This window comes from Bacillus sp. GM2 (assembly GCF_056155945.1).
In genome coordinates, this window is record NZ_JBRKSZ010000008.1 from 240,981 (window position 1) to 265,898 (window position 24,918).

Here is a 24,918-nt window from a genome sequence, read left to right on the forward strand (position 1 = left end):
CACCTCTTTATCAAATTGTCTTTTTGCACAGAAAAAATGGCGGCAGACACACGGCCGTCCTGCCCCCATTCACGGGACAAGGCCCGGCTTGTCCGATAGATAAGCCGCCGAGCCTGCCAGCAAGAATATATAAGGGTTTTTAATATTCACTTATTCTAACAATACGACTGAAAGCGGTCAAGACTATCTCTTTTTAATTAAATTTTCCCATAACTCCGCCGAATCATTCCAAAGTTTTGCGGCGTCTTCCTTTCGATACAGAGCCCGTTCATATTGACGGGTCAAAGCTGTCATTTCCCCGCTTTGAAAGCGTTCATCAACCGTCTTCGCAAACTCGCGCAGCGTCTGGCCTTCTTCTTTTTGCATGCCTTGGCGCTTCAGCTGGCGGAGCAGCTCTTCGTAAGCTTTGAAGAAAACCGCGCCATCACGCCGTTTTTTCAGCCTGTTGATGATGATGTGCGGCATCCATTTTGCCCTTGTAAAGTAAAGCACCGCTGTCAACGCCAGCAACAGACCGAGGACGGCCGCACCGGTCAAAAGGGAGCGATCTGCATCCCCGCTGCCGGCATGAGAACCGCCTTCGGCATCACGCTTTGTCTGAGATTCGGGCTTCTCTTTGTTGTCTTGTTCTTTTACATCCTGCGGACGCTGACCTCCGTCGTTTTTCTTATCATCTTCTTTTTTATCAGAAGCCGCACCGGCTTGCCGGTCGCTGGACTCTTCAACGAGCTGCTCCGGATTTAAAAAGCCTTTCGTCGGTTCAAACGTAACCCAGCCTTGTCCTTCAAAGTACACTTCAACCCAGGAGTGGGCATTGTTGTTTGTCACCTCGTAAATCGTCCGTTTCCGGTCTGCCGTCGTTCCTGCATATTCACCGGATGTATAGCCTTTTACCCAGCGGGCCGGTATTCCGGCCGACCGTAGCAGCACGATCATAGCTGTGGAGAAATTGTCGCAGTAGCCGATTTTCGTCTCAAATAAGAACTGATCGACATAATCCTGGTCTCCTTTAGGAACAGCCACATCTTCCGTTTCATAAGAAAACTCGGAAGAACCGAGATACTTCTCAATCGCTTTCGCTTTGTCATATATATTATCTTCGTCTTTCGTTAAATCGTGCGCCAATGTTTTCACGCGGTCGGGAAGGGAAGTGGGAAGCTGAAGGTACTTCTCATGGCTTCTGCTCCATTTCCCCTCCGACTCCAAGCTGACCTTCCTCAGCTGCTCAACATCAAAGACGGGTGATTTATAGGTGGCCGAATAGCTTTCCAGGTTCTGAATGTCCGCGCCTGTCTTGCCGGCCGGTTTTATTTTCTCTGTGTTTAAGTTCATGCGGAGCGGCACAAAGAAATTGTTGAGCTTGATTTCAGTCGTCCCGATCGGATACAGGACGTGATCGTACCGATAAGCCGGATCGATATCGACGATCGCTTTGCGCGTTTCGGTCTTCACGTCTTCGTCGTACCACTGGTAATCCAGCTCACCCTCGTCAAGCTGGATGGACGCGCCCGCTTTTTCGTCTTCAATCCAGCCTTTACCTGTATAGCGGCTTTTCGTTTCTACCCTGAAATAGCTTCGTTCATTTCCCTGCCATGTAAATACCCATGTATCGTCTTTTGAAAATGGCCCGCCCAATGCCTCATCATTCGTTCCATAGCCGACTTTGCTTTTGCCTGAGGAAGCAAAATCGCCGGTCGCAGCCGTCTGCAGAAACGGCACCGGATCAGGCCAGACGGGATCGGCTTTCGGCGAGACCGCGCCGATGCAAACGGCGGCGGCAGTCATCAATAAGAGCGGTGCAAACCATTTGGCAAACCGCGATCTTGAGGATTTTAACGCTTCTGATTCCCTGATCCGTTCCAAATACAGCAGGCCGAGAAGCAAAAAGCCGATCAGCACGATCCGGACGATCGCATATGATGCGTCAAACGGCGTAAATGTATCGATCACCGCGATATAAACAACGGTCATGATAAAAAAGAATAAAATTCTGCGCTGATAGATCACCCAGTAGTGCAGCAAGTATACAAGCAGCCAAAGAAGGACGTAAAAGAGCAGCGTCCGAAACAACGGCGACATATCCCGCCACATGCCGGAGAAAATATAGGAGAAATTTTGATTTAAATCCTGAAAAAGCAGGGCAATCCATGAAGGTGAAAACACCGATCCTTCGTAAAAAATCGTGTGTAGCGCAAACAGAACGAAGCCAAGGCTGACCGGAAATCTGATAAACCAAGGGACCTTAAAAAATGTAAGCAAAAATACTAAGGCAATAAACAAAATAAAAAAGACGGTGTGCCCCGTATCGGTAAAATACTGCAAAGGACGCAGCCATTCCCACAGCAGCAAAAAGGTTAGCACATAAAAAAGCAATAAACCGAAACTGTTTCTTTTTCCCCCGGACAACATTTTCTCACCTCGCTTCAGCAAAACCCCGGGAAAAATGTTCCCCGTAAATAACGTTCACTTCAATCCCCCGCGCTTTTAATTGTTGGACAGCGGCGCTTTCCTCACTTGAGAGGGCTCCGCCTTTTTTTTTCACCAAACAAATGACGGGCAGTCCGCCGGAGAGCGGTTTCTTCAAAACCTGCACCAATTCGTTGGTGATGCGGCTTGTCACAATATATTTAACGGCTTTTCTCATATCTGGATGGCCGAATTCACCCTCCAGCAGACTGTGAAACGGCTGGACCGCATCGCAATCGGCAAGCGCCAAGTAGTAAAACAGCTTTCTCAGATGCTCCTCCCCTTGCCGAACCGGGAAGACATTCCGCTCCTTTCCTGTGGAAACAAGCCCTGCATTCGTCCCGCTCCGCATGGCCGAACGAATGATGGAAGCGGTAAACGCGACGATCTCTTCAAAAGCATCAGAGGGAGACTGATCCATGAAGACGAGCAGGTCATCCCCTTTCGTCTGCTCAAATTCCTTCGTCATCAGCTGGCTGCGCCGTGCTGACGTCTTCCAGTCGACCCATGCAAACCGGTCGCCCGGCTGGTATTCCCTGATACCTGATGCCAGTGTGCTGTCCTTTCGGCGAAGCTCTGAAACGCGGCCTGCATGTTCATCATAAGAGCCTCCGCTGGCGCGGAAATTAATCTCTTGATAGGAAGGCAGAACGAGAAAGGAGTCTTCCAATTGAATCTCGCATTCTCTTTCCAGCAGTCCGAGCGGATCACCTGTGCGGACCCTGATTTTTGCTAAACGGTGGTCTCCTCTCGGAACCGAATTGATCGTGTACGTCATCTTAATTTCTTTTTTAAACCAAGGAAAGAGAAACTGTTTGGCTTCTGCCGAACCCCCGTTTCTCCCCAGCGAATCAGGCAGACAGTCTTCCACGACCATAAACATGATCGGAAAGGGCCATTTTCTCTTTAACACGACGAAAGCCTCCAATTGATCACCGGCTTTATACTGTCCGCGGCTCAGCCTCCGCTCCGCTGTCATGTTCTTCAGCGGATAAAAGGCAAACAGGAAAGCGTAAAGCACAAAGGGAAGAAATGAGTAGAACAAAAACCAGCTGACAAATCCCCCTTGAAACATCGCATAGCAAAACGTTGAAGCAAACAGAAGAAACACGATAAACAGCTTCCATCCGTACTTCACAAGACCGATGCGCTCTCTCATCAGTTGCTCATCGGCCTTCTGACCGGAACTTCCGTTTTTGACATAATGTCCTGAAGGACAGCTTCAGGCCGCTTTCCTTCAAATTTCGCCTCTGACCGCAGAATCATTCTGTGTGCAAGGGTAAAAGGCGCCAAATACTGAATATCATCAGGAATGACATAATCACGGTTATATAAAAATGCAAACGCCTGAGCAGCCTTCATCAAGGCGATTGAGCCGCGCGGACTCACGCCGAGATAAACGGCGGAATGACTCCTCGTTTTTTGGGCGATCTCAACAATGTATTCTTTAATCGCAGCGTCTACATACACCTTTTCAGCCTCTTTTTGAAATGCGGCAAGCTCTTCTTTCTCTATGACAGGCTCAACTTCCTCAATCGGGCTGCGGTTTTCCTGAAGATCGAGCACTTGAAGCTCTTCGCGCACTGTCGGATATCCCATTCTCAGCTTGAATAAAAAGCGGTCAAGCTGAGCTTCCGGCAGCGGATATGTCCCTTCATACTCGACGGGGTTTTGCGTAGCCATTACAAAAAAAGGTTTTGAAAGCGGCATTGTCACGCCGTCTACTGTCACACTTCCTTCTTCCATCGCTTCCAGAAGCGCCGACTGCGTTTTCGGCGACGTTCTGTTGATTTCATCTGCGAGGATGATATCTCCCATAATCGGACCTGAACGGTATTCAAATTCCAGTGTTTTGGGATTATATATGGAAACGCCTGTTACATCTGAAGGCAGTAAATCTGGCGTAAACTGGATTCTCTTAAATTCAGCGCCGGTTGACTTTGCCAGGGCGCGAACCATCATCGTCTTTCCGACGCCTGGAACGTCTTCCAGCAGGACGTGTCCGTTTGCAAGAATGGCAGTCAGGCTTAAAACGGCAATATCTTTCTTTCCTACCATTACTTTGTCAATATTATCAGCTACTTTTCCCAAAACGGGATGCAGCGTTTCTTCGTATGCCATCCTCTTCCTCCTCATTGCTGACGAATCGAATTTATATAACTTTACCATAAACGATGTACTCTCAGAAAACAACTAACTGGAGGAAAATAGAGTTTTGTCTTTTTTTATTTCGAATTTCAGAGTGGAAAAACAAAAAAAGCGGTCAGTAACCGCTTCTTATTTCTCTCCAGAGGGCTCGATATGAACATGGGAATGAACGATCGAGTGTTCCTCCTGCATTCTTCTCTCAATTTCATCGGCGATATCATGGCTTTCTGCAATGTTGAGGTCTGATCTCACTTCCACAATGATTTCCACGTGGATGGTGCTGCCCAAATAACGCGCTTTAACATCTTTGATTTTGCCGACGCCGGGAACTTTCCGGATCGTTTCTTTATACGTTGAAATATGTTTAATATCGAACCCGTCCGTCAAAGAATGGGCCGCCTCTTTAAAAATCCCCCAAGCCGTTTTGCAGATGATCAATCCGATGATAAACGCTGCTGCCGTATCGACCCAGGCAAGGTTAAATTGCGAAGCAAAGATGCCTGCGAACGTTCCGATGCTGACATAGGCATCTGATTTATTATCGGCGGCGGCTGCATAGAGGGCATGGCTGTTTACCTTTTTTGCCAGCCTTTTATTGTAGAGGAAAACCAAAAACATCACGATGGCACTGCCTGCCGCCGTCCAGGCCGCAATCATGTCCGGTGTCGTTTCTTTCGGATTAAACAGCATTTCGCCCGAACTGTACAGCACTTCAAGACCGACCACCATCATGATAAATGAAGCGATCATCGAGGCAATCGTCTCAGCGCGGAAATGTCCGTACGGATGGTCTTCATCAGGCGGCTTCTGAGAAATCCTGAGGCCGATCAGCACCGCTACTGAGGCGATAATATCTGTTGTATTGTTCAGTCCGTCGGCTCTGAGGGCTTCGGAGTGAAATAGAAGCCCGACGGCCAATTTAACAGCCGACAGCACAATGTAAGCGATGATGCTGACCCATGCCCCGGTTTCACCTTTTTTTAATTCATCATACCGTTCCATAAAAAGCTTCCTTTCCCATCCGTGTTTTCGCTTTTAATCATACAAAGCAAAACTTGAGTGAGTCTATAGAAACATGATTCACTTCTTGCAGAAATATAGTCAGAGTAGAACTTTTTTTATTTAAGGAAACAAATTTCAGTCGGGTCAAAACCGGTAAAACCCGCTCTGTATAAGGATTTTGCGAAAACCTCAATTTATTCACGCTGCATAGGATTAAAAGGTCGGTATCTTCTTTCTGAATATTTTTTCTTTAGTGTCCCTGCATGATTCTTCTAAAAAACATTAAACAAACCCAAAATTTAAACGATATTAAAAAAAGTCTAAAATAGTCCTTAACACTCTGACAATATAAAATAATAGTAAAATAGTCATGAAAAATATATGGACTTTTTTCCTTTTTTGGATTATTATGTTTTAGACATTATGACATAGATTATAAGGGGGACATTACATGTCAGAACAAACAAATTTTCAAGCCCCTGTCAAACGTACGGCAGAATTTGTACTGGGGTTACTAGGCGGTATTTTCGGGATTTTTGCAGGATTTTCAGGTTTATTATTCGGAGGGTTAGGCGCCGCTTTAGAGGCGGATGGCGCTGGAGAAGTTATCGGATCATCCTGGGCGGTTATTTTGCTGTCTGCACTGGCCATCGTCGGTGCATGTATCGTAAAAAAACATACTAAATTAGCGGGTACTTTTTATATCGCGGCTGCAATAGGAGGAACTGTCGGCGTCAGCCTGGCATATATCGTTCCGCTTATTCTGCTTTTAATCGGCGGATGTAAAGCATTGTTCAGCGGCGAGAATAAAGGCCTTGTCTTTAAAAAATGGTGGTTCTATGTCACGATTATTGGATCCATCGTATTCGTCATGATATTCGCTTCAAGCGGCTCTTCTTCTCAAGAAAGCAAGTCGTCCGGTAGCAGTGCAAAGACGACAGCCGCAAAAACTAGCGAAGAAAAAAGCAATGACGATGCCAAAGAAGAAAAAACTGAATTTGGTTTAAATGAAACAGCTGATCTGGATGGCACCCAAATCACAGTTACTAACGTTAAAAAATCGATGGGCAATGAATATTTCAAGCCAAAAAACGGTAATGAATATGTAGTTGTAACACTTAACATAGAAAATAAAAGCGATAAAGATATTTCCTATAACCCACTTGATTTTCAAATTCAAAATGAGGATGGACAAATTACGCAAAATACGTTTGGACCATCAGATGATAATGACCTATCATCTGGAAACCTGACACCAAACGGCAAGGTATCTGGAACAATCACTTTCGAGTCTAAAAAGAGCAAAACATATAAGGTCCTCTACACTCCTGAATTTTGGAATGATAAAAAGATTACTTTCAAACTTCAATAATTCAAAAAAACTTGCAAAGAAAACTTTGCAAGTTTTTTAATTGCATTTCTTCCGCCCAAGCACGATCGGATACCGGTTCAATAAAAAGATGCAAGGCACCATAACAAGCAATGTCATGCCGGTGTAAAGCGTGCTCCACAACAGGGAGCCGTATGTCTCATCAAGGGAAACCTGGGTAAAGTAGTAGACGACGGCTTTCAGCATCCTGATGACCGGGTAGTGCAGTACGAGAATGATCAGCGAGTTTTTGCCGAGAAATTGGAGAAGCTTCGCTTTTTCGAGTTTAAAGCTGCTGAAAATGACGCCTGCCGTTCCCAGAAATGAGGTCAAATAAAAGATTGCCATGTTTCCGTACTCATTGGCCCTCATATCCACTCTGACGTTCATGGTCTGTAAACAGCCGACCGCGATGAATAAGAGAAGCGCTGGGAGCAGCGTTCTTCGGTCTTTCATCTCCCTCAGGCTATTTCTCGACAGAAAACCGGCCGAATAAAATACGATGGCGGTCAGGGCCACTTCAATATTCCACGGCAGCTTAATGTCCACATACTGGTCATTCAAATAGCCCAAAGCGGCCGACACCATTACGGCAATGACGATAAACAGCCTGCCTTTCCCCCATCTCTTCACGATAAAAAACAGCATTTCAACGATGAATAAGCATGTTAAAAACCAGAGCGCCGGGTTGTGTGTCAGCATGTAGTCATCAGGCATCGAATAAAAAATGCCTTTAAACGGTACAACCGGATCGACATCCGAACTCCCGGTGAACGTAAAATGTCTCTCGACGAGAACCCAGAATAAATAGGCAAGAACGGAGAAAATGAAGTACGGCAAAAGAAGCGTCTTTATTTTTTTAAAGAGAAATGATGTAAAAGTCATCTTCCCATCATGGTAAACGAGGCCGGACAGAAAGAAAAACAGCGGCATATGAAATGCGAAAATGAACGTTTTCAGCCAATCCGGCGTCGGTGTATGGCCCAACACGACCAATATAATTCCCACGCCCTTCGAAACATCAATCCACTCTATTCTTTTCTGCAATACGGGTATCTCCTTTCAGACCGCTTCGCCCCATAAGAAAGGGTTTACACATAATGTATCATCATCCCCGCCTTTCTTCCTCCGCGAAACATGCCTTAAGGCGATTTTTAATCGTTAGGAAATATTCTGTTCATCTTCTTGTCATGATCGATTCTTTTTTTTAACATTCTCAGCACAAATTACATTTCTTATTCTCATCATGAGGAACCAGACCATGCAACCCGTCTTATAATGTAATGATCTTTTCATCAGAACAAAAGAGGACAGGTGAAACATGAAACTTGAAAAATTCGTTGACAAACTCCCCATTCCGAAAGTGCTTAACCCCCACAGCAAAAGCAAGGAAATGACCTATTATGAAGTCTCAATGAAAGAATTTCAGCAGCAGCTCCACCGCGATCTGCCGCCGACCCGGCTGTTTGGATATAACGGAGTCTATCCCGGCCCCACCTTTGAAGTGCAAAAACACGAAAAAGTCGCGGTCAAATGGTTGAATAAGCTTCCGGATCATCATTTTCTCCCCGTCGACCATACAATTCATGACGACGGCCATCATGAACATGAAGTCAAAACAGTCGTTCATCTGCATGGAGGCCGGACACCGCCTGATAGCGACGGTTACCCGGAAGCCTGGTACACTAAAGACTTTCAAGCCAAAGGCCCTTTTTTTGAAAGGGAGGTGTATGAATATCCGAATGAGCAGGATGCTACGGCTCTCTGGTATCATGATCATGCAATGGCCATCACAAGGCTGAATGTATATGCGGGGCTTGTCGGTTTATATTTTATCCGCGACAGGGAAGAGCGGTCGTTGAACTTGCCGAAGGGAGAATATGAAATTCCGCTCTTGATTCAAGATAAGTCCTTTCATGAAGATGGTTCATTGTTTTATCCGCGGCAGCCTGACAACCCTTCGCCGGATCTTCCGGACCCGTCGATTGTTCCGGCTTTTTGCGGTGATACCATTTTAGTCAACGGCAAGGTATGGCCTTTTGCTGAACTGGAACCCCGAAAATACCGGTTTCGGATACTGAACGCCTCCAATACGAGAATCTTTGAGCTGTATTTCGATCATGACATCACATGTCATCAAATCGGTACGGACGGCGGTCTTCTGCAGCATCCGGTTAAAGTCAATGAACTGGTGATCGCACCGGCTGAAAGGTGCGATATCATCGTTGATTTTTCACGAGCTGAAGGAAAAACCGTGACATTGAAAAACCGGATCGGCTGCGGCGGACAAGACGCAGATCCCGATACAGATGCCGACATCATGCAATTCCGCATCTCAAAACCATTGAAGCAAAAAGATACAAGTTCATTGCCGAGAATATTGAGAAAACGCCCATTTTACCGGAGACACAAGATCAATACCCTTAGAAATCTGTCATTGGGCGCGTCCCTTGATCAATATGGAAGACCTGTTCTGCTTTTAAACAACACAAAATGGCATGAACCGGTAACTGAAACTCCCGCCCTCGGCAGCACTGAGATCTGGTCGATCATCAATGCCGGAAGGGCGATCCATCCGATCCATTTACATCTTGTCCAATTTTTGATTCTCGACCACCGGCCGTTTGATATCGAGCGGTATCAGGAAAACGGAGAACTTGTCTTTACAGGTCCGGCAGTTCCACCGGCACAGAATGAAAAAGGGCTGAAAGACACCGTCAAAGTACCTCCGGGCTCGGTGACGCGCATTATCGCAACCTTTGCGCCGTACAGCGGCAGATATGTCTGGCACTGCCACATCCTGGAACACGAAGATTACGATATGATGCGCCCTCTTGAAGTGACGGATGTTCGTCATCAATAAGAAAAAGCCTCCGCATTTGGAGGCTTTTAAAAAAGCACAAATCATCAAAAAAACCATCGCTTGATCCTGTACAATAGGATCATCAAATCGTAAAGGCTGTGGATGAATATGGATGATTACGAAAGAATTCAAAACGCGGTTCATTTTATCGAAGAACACCTTCAAAACGATTTAAACATTACGGATATTGCGGCTAAATCATGTTTCTCCCCGTTTCATTTTCAAAGGCTTTTTCAGGCGATTTCCGGTTTTTCCGTTTATCAGTACATTCGCAACCGGCGTCTGTCTGAAGCTGCGCTTCTGCTTGAGAAAACGGACCGTTCCATTCTCGAGATCGCAATCGATTTCGGCTATGGCTCACAGGAAGCTTTCGGCAGGGCATTCTCACAGTACTTCGGCATCACTCCGGCCAAGTATCGCAAAGCAAAGGTCAAGCTTGATTTTCAAACCAAAATTAATTTTCTCGAATATAAAGAAAGGATGACTGGAGATATGAACATCCCAAAGCCGCACATTACTCATTTAAATGATATACATATGATCGGATATGAGTACCGGACAAATTTAAACGATGAAAAGTATTTCGAAGATATCCCGAAATTCTACAACGATTTCGGCAGAAATGGATACTTTATGCAAATCCCTCAAAAAACGGCTCCGAATATGTGTTACGGGCTGTCATGCCGCTTCCGGGATGACGGAGGTTTCTCATTTATCATCGGGGAAGCCGTTCGCGAAACAGCAGCCGGAGAAGTGCCGGAGCCGCTTATGTATACGAAAATTCCCGGCGGCAAATACGCCGTATTTCATGTGAACGGATCGACCGAATCCGTGCAGAACACAAGAAGATACATCTATGGATCATGGCTGATGAATACCAATTACGAGAGAACAGAAGGACCGGACTTTGAAGTGACTGATGTGTGCCGTTCGGTGCCGCCGAACGAGATGAAGATGACCATCTATATTCCGCTTCTGTAAAAACGCCGGGGAACCTTCTGACCACAGGTTCCCCGAATCACTTTTATATCGATTTAAGCGCCTCGGCGGGCGTTTGATCACCCGAAACCAAATCGAATGAACGCCGGAATGTATGCTCTTCGGTGAGCGCCGCCAAGATGGTATCAGCCACATCTTCTCGCGGAATCGTTCTGCGCTCAAGGTTTTCCGCCGCTTTCACCCGGCCTGTACCCGGTTCGTTTAACAGGCCGCCCGGACGGATAATCGTGTAGTTTAATCCGCTGCCTTCAAGAATCCGATCCGCATAATGTTTGGCGACATAATACGGCTTTAACGCTTCACTCCAATTTTCACGGCGGTGTGCCTGCAATGTGCTGACCATAATAAATCGGCGGATGCCCGCTTTTTCGGCGGCTTCGATCGTTTTAACCGCCCCATCCAAATCCACCAGAAGCGTTTTATCAGCGCCCGTTTTGCCGCCTGAGCCGGCGGTAAAGACAATCGCGTCGCAGCCTTTCGCCGCTTCTGCGATGCTTTCCACGGTGCCTTCTAAATTAGCGAGCGCGGTTTCTGTTCCCGATTGTTTCAAAGCCTGCGCCTGCTCTTCGTTTCTCACCATTGCTCTGACTTGATGTTCGTCGCTTTCATTCAAGCTTTTTGTCAAGCGGCGCCCGATTTGTCCGTTCGCCCCCACTACAAACACTTTCATCTGCTCATCCTCCTTGTTGTCCAGCTTCTTTTTTCATTATTCCACTGTACAGACAATGTTTCAAACCGCCCGCTCGCCAAAATGTGCGAATGCTAAAAAGGCTCCCCATTATCACTGTAGGCAGCCCTTCAGATTGTTGACAAAATAGGTCGGACTTTTATAATCTGCCCTATTTTTATCTCATTCATTCTGTTTTTTGGCGATGAGAACCTTTCAAGTCAAGCTTGCTGGATTTTTGAGATTTTGGCAGCAAAAGCGTTAAACGTAAATTCATCTTTTCTCCGCGGGCCGAAAATAACCAACCTCTCCCCTATTCGAAAAAACCTCGCGCTGATGACAGTCCTGATCTTTATATCCGGACTGTTTATGCTTGAAGCCACAAGTATGTTACCAGTGCCAATAAAAGCAAATAAAGGCCGGCAATGAAACGAAACATCCCCTTTTTTTCGGAAAAAGGAGGGTTGATTAACATAACAATAATAGTGGGCGCGAATAATACAATGAGAAAATATTTGTATTCTATAAAAAACGTACACATGGAAAGAAGAATAGAGATATAGAAAACTGCGATAAAACCACTTCCAAACTTTTTCTTCAGTTCTGGCAGCTTATCTATCTGTTGTTTATTAAACATAATGACCTCCTATCAGAATTTATGTAATACATAAGGTGTCACCAGTACTTCAATCATCGCTGCAAACAACGTAAGAATTGAGATAAAAATAAAAAAATCAAGAGTACTCCTTAGAAAAGCTGAAACCTCTGATTTAGAACAACTAAAAAACTAACCAAGAAATTCGGTATTGTGCTTTTTCATAGCGAAAAATATAGTTATAGACGGTGTTAGTTTACTATTTTTTGATTCCATTTATCCCCCTAATAATATGTATAGTAAAAGTGAACAATTTTTGTGCTTAAAGAATACCATACACTAAATTGTTAAATCGGGATTTTTTAGTTATTTTTGTTTCATTCATAAATTATAATCAACAATCAAACATGGCAATCCTTTTAATTCAGAGAGCAACTGTGACATCCAAAACTGGGCTCTAATTTAAATTTAATTGAATAGTAGAATTGCCGCCGCGCTCAAGCATAGCGACTTGGTTTAGACCACTTTTGATGACTTTGCCGACAAACAAAAAAAACTTCCCATTCATATCATGGGAAGCCTTTTTCGTTTCTATTCTATTCCGCCGATCTCATTGAAAGGAAAATAACGGAACTCAACTTTGCCGACAACGGAGTCCATTGTAATAAATCCGAAAAAGCGGCTGTCCTTGCTGTTTTGGCGGTTATCCCCCATCACGAATAAGTGGTCTTCCGGCACCTTTTGTTCACCGGTCAATTTCTCCAGTGTGAAATTATCTGTTAAATGTTCATGAAGCGTCAATTTTTGTTTGTTTTTCTTTAAATAAGGCTCATCGTATGCTTTTCCGTTGATATAAAGGACATCATCCTTCATTTCGATCGTATCTCCCGGAAGGCCGATCACCCTTTTCACATAGTTTTCATCCGAATCAGGCGCGTGAAAAATAATTTTATCAAAGCGCTGAATATCGCTGATTTTACTAACCATGACCATGTTGCCGTCCTCTAAAGTCGGATACATTGAATCTCCCAAAACAGTTGACGGCGTAAACAGAAAATAGCGGCAAACCATCACAAGCGCGGCGGCTATGACAAGTGTTTTCACCCACGATAAGATTTCTTTTTTTCTACTATTTTTCATAAGTACTCTCCTTCACTTCCGTATCGCTTCATCGGCATTCCGCTCCTTCTATCCTATCAGACTGTCCGCCTGAATGCTTTCTCTCAAGCACCGGCAGGCGCAGCCGTAAAAAAATGGTTGATACATATAATATTAGCGGTTGAAGCAAAAAATCCTTTATTCAATGTTGAATTTTGTCAGTTGATCAGCTTATTTACGGCACAACAAACCATTATATATGCACAGGCAAATCGCCCCTCTTTATAATACATTATCATATCATGAGTCAAAGGCAGGTGATTGCCTCAAAATGAACAGCTACGAAGAGTACTATGACAATTACGATCCATACAGCCCTGAGCGGGAAAAAGAAAGACAGTCAAGGAACGCGCTGCGTTCGGCGGATACCGATAAAGCGGATAAAACGAATAAAACGGATACAACGGATAAAACCCGCAGCTCTGACGATGACCGGTTCAAGTGCAGAAAAAGAAAGTGTTTTTCTGATGATGATGACGACCGTTTCAAGTGCCGCAGAAAGAAGTGCTGACCATTGATCTTTAAAGCCGATTTATATCGGCTTTTTTACATATATCACGGCTCCACCGTTCCAAACCGGAACATTCATCCATTAGATGAATACCATGAATCTAAAAGGAGATGGAAAGGAATATGAGTGTTCCGAAAGATGCCGTTTGCTCAATGCCCCATGATCATCAAAGGTCTTTGCACGATTTATGCCGCAAATACATGCACTATCACGTCGTGCTGAAAATGAAGGACGGCCGTTCCGTTCACGGCATCCTTGAAGGGGTGAACCGTCAGGAAACATCTCTCCTCATTCCCGAAGACGTGACAGATGAAAGGCAGTTTTACGGCGGATACGGATATCCGCGCCGGCGATTCCGACGGTTCAGGAGAAGGCTCTTCCCGTTTGTTATTATTGCCGCGCTGTATCCTTTTCCATATTATTAAGCAAAAGCCCGGTATGATGCCAAATCCATGAAACTTAATTTCCTTTGTTTCGTATATACAAAAACGACGCAAACCGAGGAAGGAGACAGATAAAATGGCATCTGCTAAACTGCAGCAGCGATTGGATCAATATAAAGCAATTTACTCTGAGTTAAAAAGCGATTTGAAATGGAAAGTCACAGATCAGCGGACATTGATGATGATTGCTTCCATGTATGTCGTCAACAAGCGGCCTTTTGATAAAGAACGGTTTTTAACGCTTAGTGAGGCCGTCAAACAGGCCGCCGGGACATTTTCGCCGTTAAAGTCGGCCCATCGCTATACATTCGCCGCTATGTTTGACGTGCGCTTCGAAGAACCTGAAACGCATATCAGACCTTTTTTCATTCTTTACGAAAAACTGACCGGCAACGGATTCAAAAAAAGCATTTTCACCTACTTGTCCGCACTCATCCTTTTAACAAAATATCCTGATGAGCATGATCATGAAGACAAAATCAACCGGGCTTTGTCTATTTACAAAGGAATGAAGGACAAGCACGTCTTTTTAACATCTGCCGGCGACTACCCGCTCGCCGTGCTTTTGGCCGGTTCAGACATGGAGACAGGTGAACTGATTGACTATATCGAAGCGTTTTACCAAAAGCTGAACCAAGCGGGTTTTCGCAAAGGGAACGATTTGCAGTTTCTCAGCCACATCCTCTCGCTTGTGCCGGAGCGGGATTCCGATCAGCTTGTCGCCCGCTCCCTTCGGATATACGATGAATTGACAAAAAAGCATAGAAGACCGAAGTCTGTCCATTACCCGGAAATCGGACTGCTTGCATTGCTTGAGAACGGTGAAAAAGACATAGATGCCATCACAATCATAGCAGGCGCATTGAACAGCGATAAACTGTTCAGGTGGCAGAAAGACATGAATCTGAAAACGGCTGTCAACTTGTACATGAGCGAAAAAACGGAAGATCCGGCGCTTCTGGAAACAGGACTTTATCAAACGCTTGAAGCCGTTATTCAAGCACAGCAGACAGCAGCAATCGCTATTATGACGAGCTCGGCGGCTGCGGCGTCTCAGGCAAACGGCTCTTGATAAAAAATCAGCCGGCACAGTTTGTTTGTGCCGGCTGATGCTCATTATTCGTCAATAACGGAAAAGGTGTTGATAATCCCGTTTGTTTTTTCCCAGGCTTTGCTCACTTTTTTCGTATCCATATCATACGAATAAATCGTTCTCACCCTTGCTTCGCTCCCCGTTTCATCTTCAAGCAGCTTCGCATCTTTTGCTTCAGCGAGAAAGTAAAGTTTTTTCCCGTCTTTCGAGAATTGCGGCTGTGCTGAGTCGACTAATGAAAATGCCCGCTGATCTGAAATGATCGCTTTATATTTTTTCGTTTCGGCATCCATCGCATAAATCGCCTTCTGATCATCAGCCGATTCTGTAAAGACGATCGTTTTGCCATCCGGCGAAATTGCCGTGTCATTGATAAATTTTGCGATCGTTCTCACCTGTTGCTGATCTTTCTCATCAGCCAGGGAAATGTTCATATTCGTCGGTTCGGGCGGCACTCCTTTGCTGTTCGCCTTATCTGTTTTTTGATAGTCTTCTTTCAATGAATAATGCAGCATAACGAATTGATTGTTAGCTTTGTTGTACTGATAGTAGCTAACGCTCTCGTCCTTGTTTTTTAACGATGGATAAATGATGTGAAACGCCTTTTGTTTTAAATCAAAGGAAGCGAGGTGAAAATTCCTCTCCTCCGCAAGGTTGTATCGCATGAACAGCTTCGCACCGTCCGCCGATAAACTGAGCCCGTCAACATATTCATCCCCTGAATATAGGGTTGTTTTTTCGCCCGACTGCAAATAGAGCCTGATCAAATGCTTCACATTGCTGTTATCGGTGTTCGTATAATAAAGAATGCGTTTTTTCCGGTCTAATGCCACAGCCGGGTAATCCGTCATCTTTTCTTCATACAGCTTATTTTGATTTTCGTAGTAAGCGGTCATCAGCTTCTGATCGGTTATCGATACGAGCAGGTCTGAACCGCCGCCCTTTGCCGGCTCCGCTTTTTCCGGGACGAAATAGCGGAAGGCCGCAAATGCGCCTGCGGCTAAAATGACGGCCGCCAACAAAAACACAAAGACTTTTTTCATATTCGACCCCGCCAATTGAAAGAAGCAAGAAAACGATTTTTCTTGCTTCATTTCTCCTATTTTTTATATGTATAATGTCCGGCTACCTTTCCTTTGCTTGTCGGAAATCCCAAAGCTCTAAAAGCTTTCGGGCTTACATCCAACACAGCGCCCGGCATTCTGCCGACATCATATTTATAGACTGTAATGACTTTCTTTGGTTTTGCTTTAGAATAGGCTCTTATTTTTGTGCCTTTTCTCGGAACATCGAAGCCCATCTTTGTGGCGCAGTCCCAATGGCCGAGCCTTTTGCCGTCAGCGCCGACTTTGCCCACGCCGTTGTACCAAGTGATGTAGCCGCTGACTTTTTTCGTTTTAGCACTCGCCTCACCGGCAAAATTGAATGCCAATAGCAAGCTGCCTGCCAAAACAAAAACAGAAAAAAGTATCTTCTTCATATAAAAATATCCTCCGTGAATGGGATTTTTTTCTGACATTCAAATTATACCTTTTTTCATAGAAATGGTATTTTACAGTTTGTTTACGTTTAAAATGCAATTATTACGTTTAAATGGCCGGCAATAACCGCAACAATAGATGACTCAGGCACCGCGCTTGCGGAACCCCTGAACCAAACCAAAGTCCTAGCTGAAACAAGTGCCGGTCATCATCATGATGCCGGCTTTTCTCGTCATATCAAAAAAGGGCTTGCATGAATGAAAACCATCTGTTAAAATTCGTTTCATAGCTAATGATTCTGAAAATAAAAAGGCAGGCGTCACGATTGGATAGATCCCCCCATCTTCGACAGGAAGAACACGACACACTCATCAAGCTGAAACGCATGCCGATCGAGTCCTTGAATCTTGAAGCCATTTCGGTCGCCACCAACCTTTACCGGTCAGCGCAAAAGCTCCGTGTCAAAATGGAGACCGAGATTCTTTCCTCATATCAATTGTCATGGACGGCTTTTTCGATTCTTTACGATCTATGGGTATGGGGCAGGCTTGAAACGAGAAAACTCGCTGAACTGTCAGGCATTTCAACAGCCACTGCGAGCAATGTCATTAAAACGCTTGAAAAAAAGAACTTTTGCGGAAAAAGCGCGGATCCGAGAGACCGCAGACACGTATACGCCGAGATCACCCCTGAAGGAAAAGCCGCTATTGAAGAGCTCTATCCGGCGTTCCACAAAGGGGAAACCATGCTGATCAAGGGCATGACAAAAGAGGAGCAGAATACATTGATCGAGCTCCTTCGAAAAGTGAACGACAATCTTCATAAACCATAAGCAACGACGGGAACAAGTAGCGGGCTGTCTCCCTGTTCCAGAGAGCCGGCGGCTGGTGCGAGCCGGTGCAAAGGCAGACGTGAATTACCTCCCTGAGCTTTCTTTGTGAACCTTTAAGTAGCAAAGAACGGGAAACCGTTATCTGAAATAAAGCGGAAGATGAAAGTCTTCAACCAGGGTGGTACCGCGTGCATTTGAGCCACGTCCCTTATCGGGATGAGGCTCTTTTTTTATACAAAAAAAGGAGGAGTTATCATGCAGCAACAATTTGATCAACTGACAACTGCCGAGAAGCGGGAAGTCGAAAGGCAGCTTCACTTATATATGGACGGAGCGGAGGAGGTCATTCCCCCGGAAGAACTGCGGGCAAAGCTGGCCAAATCGATTTTGACCGGCGAACCGCTGAAAATTAAGCTTGGCCTCGATCCGTCGGCACCTGATGTTCATTTGGGCCACACCGTCGTCTTGAATAAGCTGCGCCAATTTCAGGAAAATGGTCATATCGTCCAGCTCCTGATCGGGGATTTCACAGGAAAAATCGGCGATCCGACAGGAAAATCCGCCGCCAGAAAACAGCTGACGGACGAAGAAGTCCGCCGCAATGCCGAAACATACTTTCACCAGTTTGGAAAAGTGCTTGATCAGAACAAGGTCGAGCTTCACTACAACTCAAAATGGCTTAAACGATTAACCTTGGAAGACGTCATTGAACTCGCCGGCAAAATTACCGTCGCCCGTTTAATGGAACGCGATGATTTTGAAGAAAGAATTGCCATGCAAAAGCCGATTTCGCTTCATGAGTTCTTTTACCCGTTGATGCAGGGATATGATTCAGTCGTTCTGGACAGCGATATTGAACTGGGCGGAACGGATCAGCATTTTAACGTGCTCATGGGCAGACACTTTCAGGAAAAGTACGGAAAAGAAAAACAGGTCGTCATTCTTATGCCGCTGCTTGAAGGACTTGACGGCGTTGAAAAAATGTCTAAATCAAAGAACAATTACATCGGCATCGATGAAGACCCTCATGAAATGTTCGGGAAAACGATGTCGCTTCCGGACAGTTTGATGAAAAAATATATCCATCTTGCGACCGACTTGGAGGCGGAAGATAAAAAACGACTTGTCAAAGATTTGGAAACGGGGGCCGTACATCCGCGAGATGCGAAAATGCTTCTCGGGAAAACCATCGTCAACATGTATCATGGAAGCGAGGCGGCCGAAGCGGCCGAACAGCAGTTTAAAAAGGTTTTTCAGCAAAACAGCGCGCCGGACAATATAACGCCTGTACACTGGCAAGGTGACGGAACGGTACCTGTCACCGATTTATTGGTGACGCTCGGACTCCTCCCTTCCAAAAGCGAAGCCCGCCGAATGATCCAAAACGGCGGCGTTAAAATCAACGGCATCAAAGCAGAATCGATTCATGCGGATGTGGCGGTCGAACACGGTATGATGATCCAAGTCGGCAAACGGAAGTTTGTCAAATTGCAAATGCCTCAATAAACAATCAGCCTAATCATCCTTTTAAAAGGATCGTTAGGCTGTTTTTCATGAAAAGCGCAGGCGTTAGAATTTGCAACAGGACGGTATCCAATCATCTGATCGTTTCGATTCGAAGCCGAATTGCTAAGAACGTTGTATAAACAGCAAAAAGCATATCCGAACAGCCTTCCTCTCCGGCCGGCCGAATGCCTTGATTTTGATGTTGCAATTCTCCTCTCTGATTGCAAATAAGGCCGCCGGCGGCGGCCTGCCATTTTACGATTCATTTGTCTTCTCTTATGCAGCAACAGCGCCGCCATCCTTCATTCAGCAGCTCAAATGTCAGCTCGTTTGTGTTGGGGACGATCAAATCGGCCCCGCTCAGCGATGTCTCATCACCGACTCCCACGGCGAACATCCCTGCGGATTTGATCGCGGCGATCCCGGCTTCAGCGTCTTCGATTGCTGCACATTCAGACGGAGGCACACCGAGCAGCGCGGCGGCTGTCAAAAAGATTTCGGGGTCGGGCTTTCCGTGAGCAAGTCCTGCCGGATCAACGACAGCCTGAAATTCGTCCATGACCCCGAGCCGTTCCAAAATAGCGGGCGCGTTTCGGCTTGACGAAGCTAACGCGATGCTTACATTTTCCCTTTTCAATTCGGAAAATAGCCCGGCGATTCCCGGCAACAGGTCATGCGGGGTCAAGCTTTGGATCAGCTGTTGGTAGTATTGATTTTTCCGGCGCATGATCTCTTGTTTCTCCGCCTCACGATATGTTCCGGCCGCACCGCCGTGAATCAAAATCGTGTCAAGCGACCGCTCTCTGTCGATGCCTTTCAGTCGTTCATTAAAGCTCCGGTCAATCTCAATGCCGATTTGTTCGGCAGTATGTTTCCAAGCGAGATAATGATGTTCGGCCGTATCCGTGATCACGCCGTCCAAGTCAAAAATGACCGCTTTCATAATGTCGAACCCTTTGCCCGGCTGATCATCATAAAAGCTTCATAGGGTTCCATGTCGATACTGCCGCTTATATCAAGCCGCTCGCGGGCGTAATTGGATAACAGCACATCCCACTTGTCTTCAAGCAATTCCGGCGGAGCATGAAACAGCGCCTTTTCTTCTGACAAATTCACGGCAACTAACAGCTTTTCGCCCCGGTATTCGCGGATATACGCAAAGATTTGCGGATCATCCTCGAGCAGCAGCCGGTAGTCTCCGTAGACGATGACTTTATGTTGTTTGCGCAGCCCGATGAGCTTCTGATAATAATAGAAAATCGAATCTTCATCTGAGAGCGATTCTTTCACATTGATTTCTTGATAGCGGGGATTTACCGCCAGCCAAGGCTCTCCATCTGTGAAGCCCGCATGTTTTCCGTCATCCCATTGCATCGGCGTTCTCGCATGATCCCGCCCTTTTTTCGCCACGGCTTTTCGAAAGTCTTCCTCTGTCATCGTTTTATTTTCGAGGACAAGTTCGCGGTATGCGTTTTTGATTTCGAGATCATCATACATCTCGAGCGGCATCTCGCTGTTTGTCATGCCGATTTCTTCTCCCTGATAAATGAACGGGGTTCCCTTCATGCCGTGGAGGACCGTTGCAAATGCTTTGGCGCATTGTTTGCGCAGTTCGCGGTCATTGCCCCAGCGGGATATGACCCTCGGCTGATCATGATTTTCGAAATAAAGCGTGTTCCAGCCGACATTCATTAAAGCGGCCTGCCACATCGTCATCGTCTTTTTTAAAGCGATCGGATCAAACGGCTTCATCTGCCATTTCCCATTCGGCGAATGTTGTTTTGTATCGATGTCCATATGTTCAAATGTAAAAATCATGTTCAGCTCATGTCTGCTTGGATCCGTGTATTTTATCGCTTCTTCAACATCTGAGCCGTTTGCTTCGCCGACCGTCATGCAGTCGTAACGGGACAGTACTTCCCGGTTCATCTCTTGTATAAATTCGTGCAGACGGGGGCCGTTTGAATGATAGCGGCCGACGACATAAGGACGGTTGTCATCTGTTTCATAATCGGGAAAGTCGACATATTTGGAAATGGAACCGATCACATCCATCCGCCAGCCGTCCACGCCTCTGTCCATCCAAAACGTCATCAAATCGTATACTTCCCGGCGAACCGCTTCATTCTCCCAGTTTAAGTCAGGCTGCTTATTCGAAAAGTAGTGAAGATAATACTGCCCTGTCCGCTCATCGAATGTCCACGCCGGCCCTGAAAAGATCGATCCCCAATTGTTCGGTTCTGAACCGTCCGCCTTTGGATCCTTCCAAAAATAATAATCACGGTAAGGATTGTCCTTTGACTTGCGGCTTTCGGCAAACCAGGCATGTTCATCAGACGTGTGGTTCACGACAAGATCCATGATGATTTTCATTCCGCGTTTATGCACTTCATCAATCAATTGAAACATATCATCGTTCGTCCCGAACTTTTCGTATATGCTTCTGTAGTCGCTGATGTCGTAGCCGTTGTCATCCTGCGGAGAGTCAAACACAGGACACAGCCAGATAACATCGGCTCCGAGGCTTTTGATGTAATCGAGCTTTTGAATCACGCCCTGCAAATCACCGAATCCGTCTCCGTTGGAATCATAAAAACTCCGCGGGTAAATTTGATACACGACTGCCTCTTTCCACCATTGGCTCATCAGGCATCCTCCTTTCATACCGTCCGTTCAGTGCGATCTGCTCTCCATAAACTGTCATAGAAAGCGGTTCTCCTTTTACAAGGTTGAAGGCGACGCTGTTTTCCTCTACCTGCACATTGATTAGCCGGTTCCGATAATTGATGTTAAACGAATAACCGTCCCATTCCTTCGGCAAAAACGGAGCAAACGACAGCGTCTCCTCCTGGGTCCGCATGCCGGCAAATCCTTGCACGATCGCGAGCCAGCTTCCGGTCATTGATGTAATATGAAGCCCTTCCTCTGTGTCATGATTGTAATTATCCAGATCAAGCCTCGCTGTACGCTTATACAGTTCAAGCGCCTTCTTTTCCATTTTGAGTTCAGCCGCCAGCACCGCATGGACAGACGGCGAAAGGCTCGATTCATGAACGGTCATCGGTTCATAAAATTCAAAGTTGCGCCGTTTTTCTTCCTTCGTAAATCGGTGATTAAAGAAATAAATGCCTTGCAGAACATCAGCCTGCTTAATAAAACTGGAGCGGAGAATTTTGTCCCATGACCAATTCTGATAGAGCGGGCGGTCATCCGCTTCAAGCTCATCCGTTGCCTGAAGCTCTTTATCCAGGAATGTATCATGCTGAATAAAAATATTTAATTCCTCACTGTATGGATAGTACATTTTCGCAATGATATCCTTCCACTTCTCGATTTCGGCTTCCCGTATATCAAGCCGGCGGCGGTTTTCCTCCGGGAGGACAGCGAGGTTTTCGAGCGTGTACTCAAGCGTCCACGACGCAATTAAATTCGTATACCAATTGTTGTTGACATTGTTTTCATATTCATTCGGCCCTGTAACTCCGTGGATCATATATTTGTTGTTACGTTTTGAGAAGTGGACGCGGTCCGCCCAAAATCTGCTGATTTCGACGAGAACGTCTATCCCGTATTCTTTCATATAGTCCCGGTCGCCTGTATAATTGACATAATTGTAGATCGCATAACAGATTGCGCCGTTGCGGTGAATTTCTTCGAAGGTGATCTCCCATTCATTGTGGCATTCATCGCCTGTGAAGGTCACCATCGGATAAAGGGCCCCCTTCAGCCCCAGTTTGGCCGCATTCCGTTTAGCTGCCTCCAAATGATGATATCGGTATAAAAGCAGATTCTTCGTCACCTCCGGCTCGGCCGTCGCCAAATACACAGGAACGGCGTACGCCTCAGTATCCCAATAGGCGGCTCCGCCGTATTTCTCGCCGGTGAATCCTTTCGGCCCGATGTTTAAGCGTGAATCGGCTCCGTAGTATGTCGAGAAGAGCTGAAAGAGGTTGTACCGGATGCCCTGCTGAAGCTCATCATCCCCTTTAATTTCAATGTCCGCTTTTGCCCACCTTTCCATCCAATGTTCGGTATGCCTCCGCTTCGCTTCTTCATATCCCTGCCGAAGAACATTCGCCAAAAGCGCCCTGCCCTGTACTAAAAGCTCTGCTTCTTCAAAATCCCGGGACGTTGTGACAATGATCAATTTCTTTAAAGAAGCCTTTGTTCCCGGTCCCACTTCGTAACAGTAGCGGTTTTCCGCGTACATTGCATCCGTTTGAAAATGCTCGCTGACATATCCTTCCGTCACATTGCACATAGAAGCAGCCACCGTAAAACGCGGGGTTCCAAACGGATTCTCAATCGTTTTCGTCACAAGATGGCCGCGATGAGATTCGGCGCCTTTCGCTTCTTCCTGCCAAAACCGCTCTTCGAAATTGGCATCCTCATTTGCGACATTTCCATCAAGATAAGGAACAAGCGTGATGACCGCTTCATCGTTCAGGCATTCCGCTTCATAATGGATCGCGCACAGTTGCGGGACATCGAGGCTAAGAAAGCGCTCGGACGAAATTTTGACAGCCTTTTGATTCACACGGACGACAGCGCTTCTCCGCAAGATGCCTTCTTTCATATTAAGCTCCAATTCAAACGATTCGATGTCGTTTTGGCTGAGGTCGACTTTTTCGTCGTCTACATATACATCAATTCCGATGAAATTCATCGCATTGATCACTTTCCCGAAATATTCGGGATAGCCGTTTTTCCACCAGCCGACACGCGTTTTGTCAGGGAACCAAACCCCTGCGATATATGTGCCTTTGAGACTTTCGCCTGAATAGCTTTCTTCAAAATTCCCCCTGATTCCCATATATCCGTTCGCCAAAGATGTCAGACTTTCCTGAAGCCGTTTATGTTCCTTTTCAAATTTGTTTGTTTTGATTTTCCACTGGTCGATCTCAAATAGCCGCTGATTTGCCATGATTTCCTCCTGACTGTAGATTTTCGTTGTGATGGCGGTTCTTGAAGATGTGCCTGAAAATGAAAGAGACCATCAAAGCACTACCGCACGAATGGATGAGCAGCATCGCGATGAAGTCAAAGCTGATCATACCGAAAGCCATTGCGGCTCCTGCCGGAAGCGCCGATCCGCACACCGCCGCTGCGGCCGCTTCCTTAAACGACCTTATCCCGGTCATGTTGGATTTTTTGGAGATCCAGATGCCTCCCGCCAGAACGGCCGTTAAAAAAAGCGAGATGATGAAAACCGCCGAACAGGCCAGCATGATGATAAGCGGCTTATATTGGGCAAACCACATTGCACCGATAAAATCCCCCAAATGACCGGCATCCAGATCATTCAGCCCAGCCTTTGCCGGATAGCGAACGGAAAACCCCGCTCCGCTTTGATCACTGATGATCAGATGATCTGACTGAAAGATGAGCGCATTTTGATAGCCTTCCGCTTTTATCCGCCCGTTCTCACCGCTTGTTTTTAATTCATCCTTCAAATCGACGGCCAGCAGGGTTCTCCCTTTCTCCACACGGTACAGCTCGTCTTCGCCCTTCAATCTTCCGTTTGTCAATTGGTAGCCTTTTAATTGTTTGATGAATGCCGCGTCAGCCTCTTGAGCGACGTTCGGGATCAGATACCCGGCATTGAAGCGGTCCATTTTCATAAACGCAAGGGTCATAGGCGCCATTAAACAAGCAGTCAAAAACATAAACAGAAAAGAAATTTCGAGCCAGCTGAATGCATGTTTGCAGCGCATGACGCCCGCCGGTGATGCCGCTGCTTTAAGAAATCGGACGATCAGCTTTTCGTTTCGCATGTCGTTCATCG

General features: G+C 46.0%; 21 protein-coding genes, 2 pseudogenes and 1 other annotated feature. Of the genes and pseudogenes, 9 read left to right on the forward strand and 14 right to left on the reverse strand.

Features of this window, described 5'->3' with window-relative positions; translation table 11 throughout:
- Positions 1 to 183: 183 nt before the first annotated feature.
- The 4 genes from ACVC9U_RS15990 to ACVC9U_RS16005 form a co-directional block, all read right to left on the reverse strand.
- On the reverse strand, positions 184 to 2,409 hold the full coding sequence (locus tag ACVC9U_RS15990; protein WP_075755278.1) for a DUF4129 domain-containing transglutaminase family protein: 2,226 nt from the start codon (positions 2,407 to 2,409) through the stop codon (positions 184 to 186).
- A gap of 4 nt (positions 2,410 to 2,413) precedes the next feature.
- A complete protein-coding gene (locus ACVC9U_RS15995; protein WP_075755276.1) occupies positions 2,414 to 3,625 on the reverse strand; it encodes a DUF58 domain-containing protein in 1,212 nt (403 codons plus the stop codon).
- On the reverse strand, positions 3,625 to 4,587 hold the full coding sequence (locus tag ACVC9U_RS16000; protein ID WP_020450424.1) for an AAA family ATPase: 963 nt from the start codon (positions 4,585 to 4,587) through the stop codon (positions 3,625 to 3,627). The genes ACVC9U_RS15995 and ACVC9U_RS16000 overlap by 1 nt, the downstream gene beginning before the upstream one ends.
- A gap of 156 nt (positions 4,588 to 4,743) precedes the next feature.
- The gene (locus tag ACVC9U_RS16005; RefSeq protein ID WP_075755274.1) at positions 4,744 to 5,616 is read right to left on the reverse strand and encodes a cation diffusion facilitator family transporter; all 873 of its coding nucleotides are present in this window, start codon (positions 5,614 to 5,616) and stop codon (positions 4,744 to 4,746) included.
- Between the two features lie 451 nt (positions 5,617 to 6,067).
- On the opposite strand from ACVC9U_RS16005, the pseudogene ACVC9U_RS16010 reads away from it, so the two are divergent.
- Positions 6,068 to 6,412, forward strand: a pseudogene (locus tag ACVC9U_RS16010) (DUF4064 domain-containing protein); the annotation flags it as partial.
- A 264-nt stretch (positions 6,413 to 6,676) separates the two neighbouring features.
- Positions 6,677 to 6,988, forward strand: a pseudogene (locus ACVC9U_RS16015) (DUF4352 domain-containing protein); the annotation flags it as partial.
- Positions 6,989 to 7,024: 36 nt separating this feature from the next.
- Here ACVC9U_RS16015 and ACVC9U_RS16020 read toward each other — a convergent pair.
- Positions 7,025 to 8,032, reverse strand: coding sequence for an acyltransferase family protein (locus ACVC9U_RS16020; protein WP_075755272.1), 1,008 nt, complete (start codon positions 8,030 to 8,032; stop codon positions 7,025 to 7,027).
- A gap of 274 nt (positions 8,033 to 8,306) precedes the next feature.
- Here ACVC9U_RS16020 and ACVC9U_RS16025 point away from each other — a divergent pair, with 274 nt between their 5' ends.
- Both ACVC9U_RS16025 and ACVC9U_RS16030 read left to right on the forward strand, forming a co-directional pair.
- The gene (locus tag ACVC9U_RS16025) at positions 8,307 to 9,848 is read left to right on the forward strand and encodes a multicopper oxidase family protein (protein ID WP_075755270.1); all 1,542 of its coding nucleotides are present in this window, start codon (positions 8,307 to 8,309) and stop codon (positions 9,846 to 9,848) included.
- A gap of 108 nt (positions 9,849 to 9,956) precedes the next feature.
- Positions 9,957 to 10,829: an effector binding domain-containing protein gene (locus tag ACVC9U_RS16030; RefSeq protein ID WP_075755269.1), complete on the forward strand. Its 873-nt coding sequence runs from the start codon at positions 9,957 to 9,959 to the stop codon at positions 10,827 to 10,829.
- A gap of 43 nt (positions 10,830 to 10,872) precedes the next feature.
- On the opposite strand, the gene ACVC9U_RS16035 is transcribed toward ACVC9U_RS16030, so the two are convergent.
- From ACVC9U_RS16035 to lepB, 3 genes are all read right to left on the reverse strand, one after another.
- A complete protein-coding gene (locus tag ACVC9U_RS16035; RefSeq protein ID WP_026578946.1) occupies positions 10,873 to 11,517 on the reverse strand; it encodes an SDR family oxidoreductase in 645 nt (214 codons plus the stop codon).
- A 364-nt stretch (positions 11,518 to 11,881) separates the two neighbouring features.
- Positions 11,882 to 12,151, reverse strand: a complete 270-nt coding sequence (locus ACVC9U_RS16040) for a methyltransferase (protein ID WP_075755268.1) — start codon at positions 12,149 to 12,151, stop codon at positions 11,882 to 11,884.
- 549 nt (positions 12,152 to 12,700) lie between these two features.
- Entirely contained in the window at positions 12,701 to 13,249 is a 549-nt protein-coding gene (gene lepB / locus ACVC9U_RS16045) for a signal peptidase I (RefSeq protein WP_003179488.1), read from the reverse strand.
- Positions 13,250 to 13,538: 289 nt separating this feature from the next.
- Between lepB and ACVC9U_RS16050 the strand changes: the two genes are divergently transcribed.
- The 3 genes from ACVC9U_RS16050 to ACVC9U_RS16060 all read left to right on the forward strand — a co-directional run bounded on the left by ACVC9U_RS16050 (position 13,539) and on the right by ACVC9U_RS16060 (position 15,293).
- Positions 13,539 to 13,778, forward strand: coding sequence for a hypothetical protein (locus ACVC9U_RS16050; protein WP_075755267.1), 240 nt, complete (start codon positions 13,539 to 13,541; stop codon positions 13,776 to 13,778).
- A 122-nt stretch (positions 13,779 to 13,900) separates the two neighbouring features.
- Entirely contained in the window at positions 13,901 to 14,203 is a 303-nt protein-coding gene (locus ACVC9U_RS16055) for a small nuclear ribonucleoprotein (RefSeq protein WP_075755266.1), read from the forward strand.
- A 94-nt stretch (positions 14,204 to 14,297) separates the two neighbouring features.
- On the forward strand, positions 14,298 to 15,293 hold the full coding sequence (locus ACVC9U_RS16060; protein WP_075755265.1) for a DUF4003 domain-containing protein: 996 nt from the start codon (positions 14,298 to 14,300) through the stop codon (positions 15,291 to 15,293).
- Positions 15,294 to 15,337: 44 nt separating this feature from the next.
- Here ACVC9U_RS16060 and ACVC9U_RS16065 read toward each other — a convergent pair whose 3' ends face one another.
- On the reverse strand, positions 15,338 to 16,357 hold the full coding sequence (locus tag ACVC9U_RS16065) for a TolB family protein (RefSeq protein ID WP_075755370.1): 1,020 nt from the start codon (positions 16,355 to 16,357) through the stop codon (positions 15,338 to 15,340).
- A 56-nt stretch (positions 16,358 to 16,413) separates the two neighbouring features.
- The gene (locus tag ACVC9U_RS16070) at positions 16,414 to 16,794 is read right to left on the reverse strand and encodes an RlpA-like double-psi beta-barrel domain-containing protein (protein ID WP_020450411.1); all 381 of its coding nucleotides are present in this window, start codon (positions 16,792 to 16,794) and stop codon (positions 16,414 to 16,416) included.
- A gap of 293 nt (positions 16,795 to 17,087) precedes the next feature.
- Between ACVC9U_RS16070 and ACVC9U_RS16075 the strand changes: the two genes are divergently transcribed.
- Complete coding sequence (locus ACVC9U_RS16075; RefSeq protein ID WP_142238648.1) at positions 17,088 to 17,627, forward strand: MarR family transcriptional regulator; 540 nt, start codon at positions 17,088 to 17,090, stop codon at positions 17,625 to 17,627.
- Positions 17,622 to 17,839, forward strand: a binding site (T-box leader). It overlaps the preceding gene by 6 nt.
- A 43-nt stretch (positions 17,840 to 17,882) precedes the next feature.
- Positions 17,883 to 19,133 (forward strand): tyrosine--tRNA ligase, encoded by a 1,251-nt coding sequence (tyrS, locus tag ACVC9U_RS16080; RefSeq protein WP_075755263.1) that lies wholly within the window; start codon positions 17,883 to 17,885, stop codon positions 19,131 to 19,133.
- A gap of 262 nt (positions 19,134 to 19,395) precedes the next feature.
- On the opposite strand, the gene pgmB is transcribed toward tyrS, so the two are convergent.
- The 4 genes from pgmB to ACVC9U_RS16100 are packed head-to-tail and all read right to left on the reverse strand — an operon-like array spanning position 19,396 to position 24,916.
- Positions 19,396 to 20,076 (reverse strand): beta-phosphoglucomutase, encoded by a 681-nt coding sequence (gene pgmB, locus ACVC9U_RS16085; RefSeq protein WP_075755261.1) that lies wholly within the window; start codon positions 20,074 to 20,076, stop codon positions 19,396 to 19,398.
- Positions 20,073 to 21,779, reverse strand: coding sequence for a glycoside hydrolase family 13 protein (locus ACVC9U_RS16090; RefSeq protein ID WP_075755260.1), 1,707 nt, complete (start codon positions 21,777 to 21,779; stop codon positions 20,073 to 20,075). The genes pgmB and ACVC9U_RS16090 overlap by 4 nt, the downstream gene beginning before the upstream one ends.
- Positions 21,721 to 24,057 (reverse strand): glycoside hydrolase family 65 protein, encoded by a 2,337-nt coding sequence (locus tag ACVC9U_RS16095; RefSeq protein ID WP_441391290.1) that lies wholly within the window; start codon positions 24,055 to 24,057, stop codon positions 21,721 to 21,723. Before ACVC9U_RS16095 ends, ACVC9U_RS16090 begins: the two co-directional genes overlap by 59 nt.
- Positions 24,035 to 24,916, reverse strand: a complete 882-nt coding sequence (locus ACVC9U_RS16100) for a DUF1189 domain-containing protein (RefSeq protein WP_003179460.1) — start codon at positions 24,914 to 24,916, stop codon at positions 24,035 to 24,037. The genes ACVC9U_RS16095 and ACVC9U_RS16100 overlap by 23 nt, the downstream gene beginning before the upstream one ends.
- Positions 24,917 to 24,918: the final 2 nt, after the last annotated feature.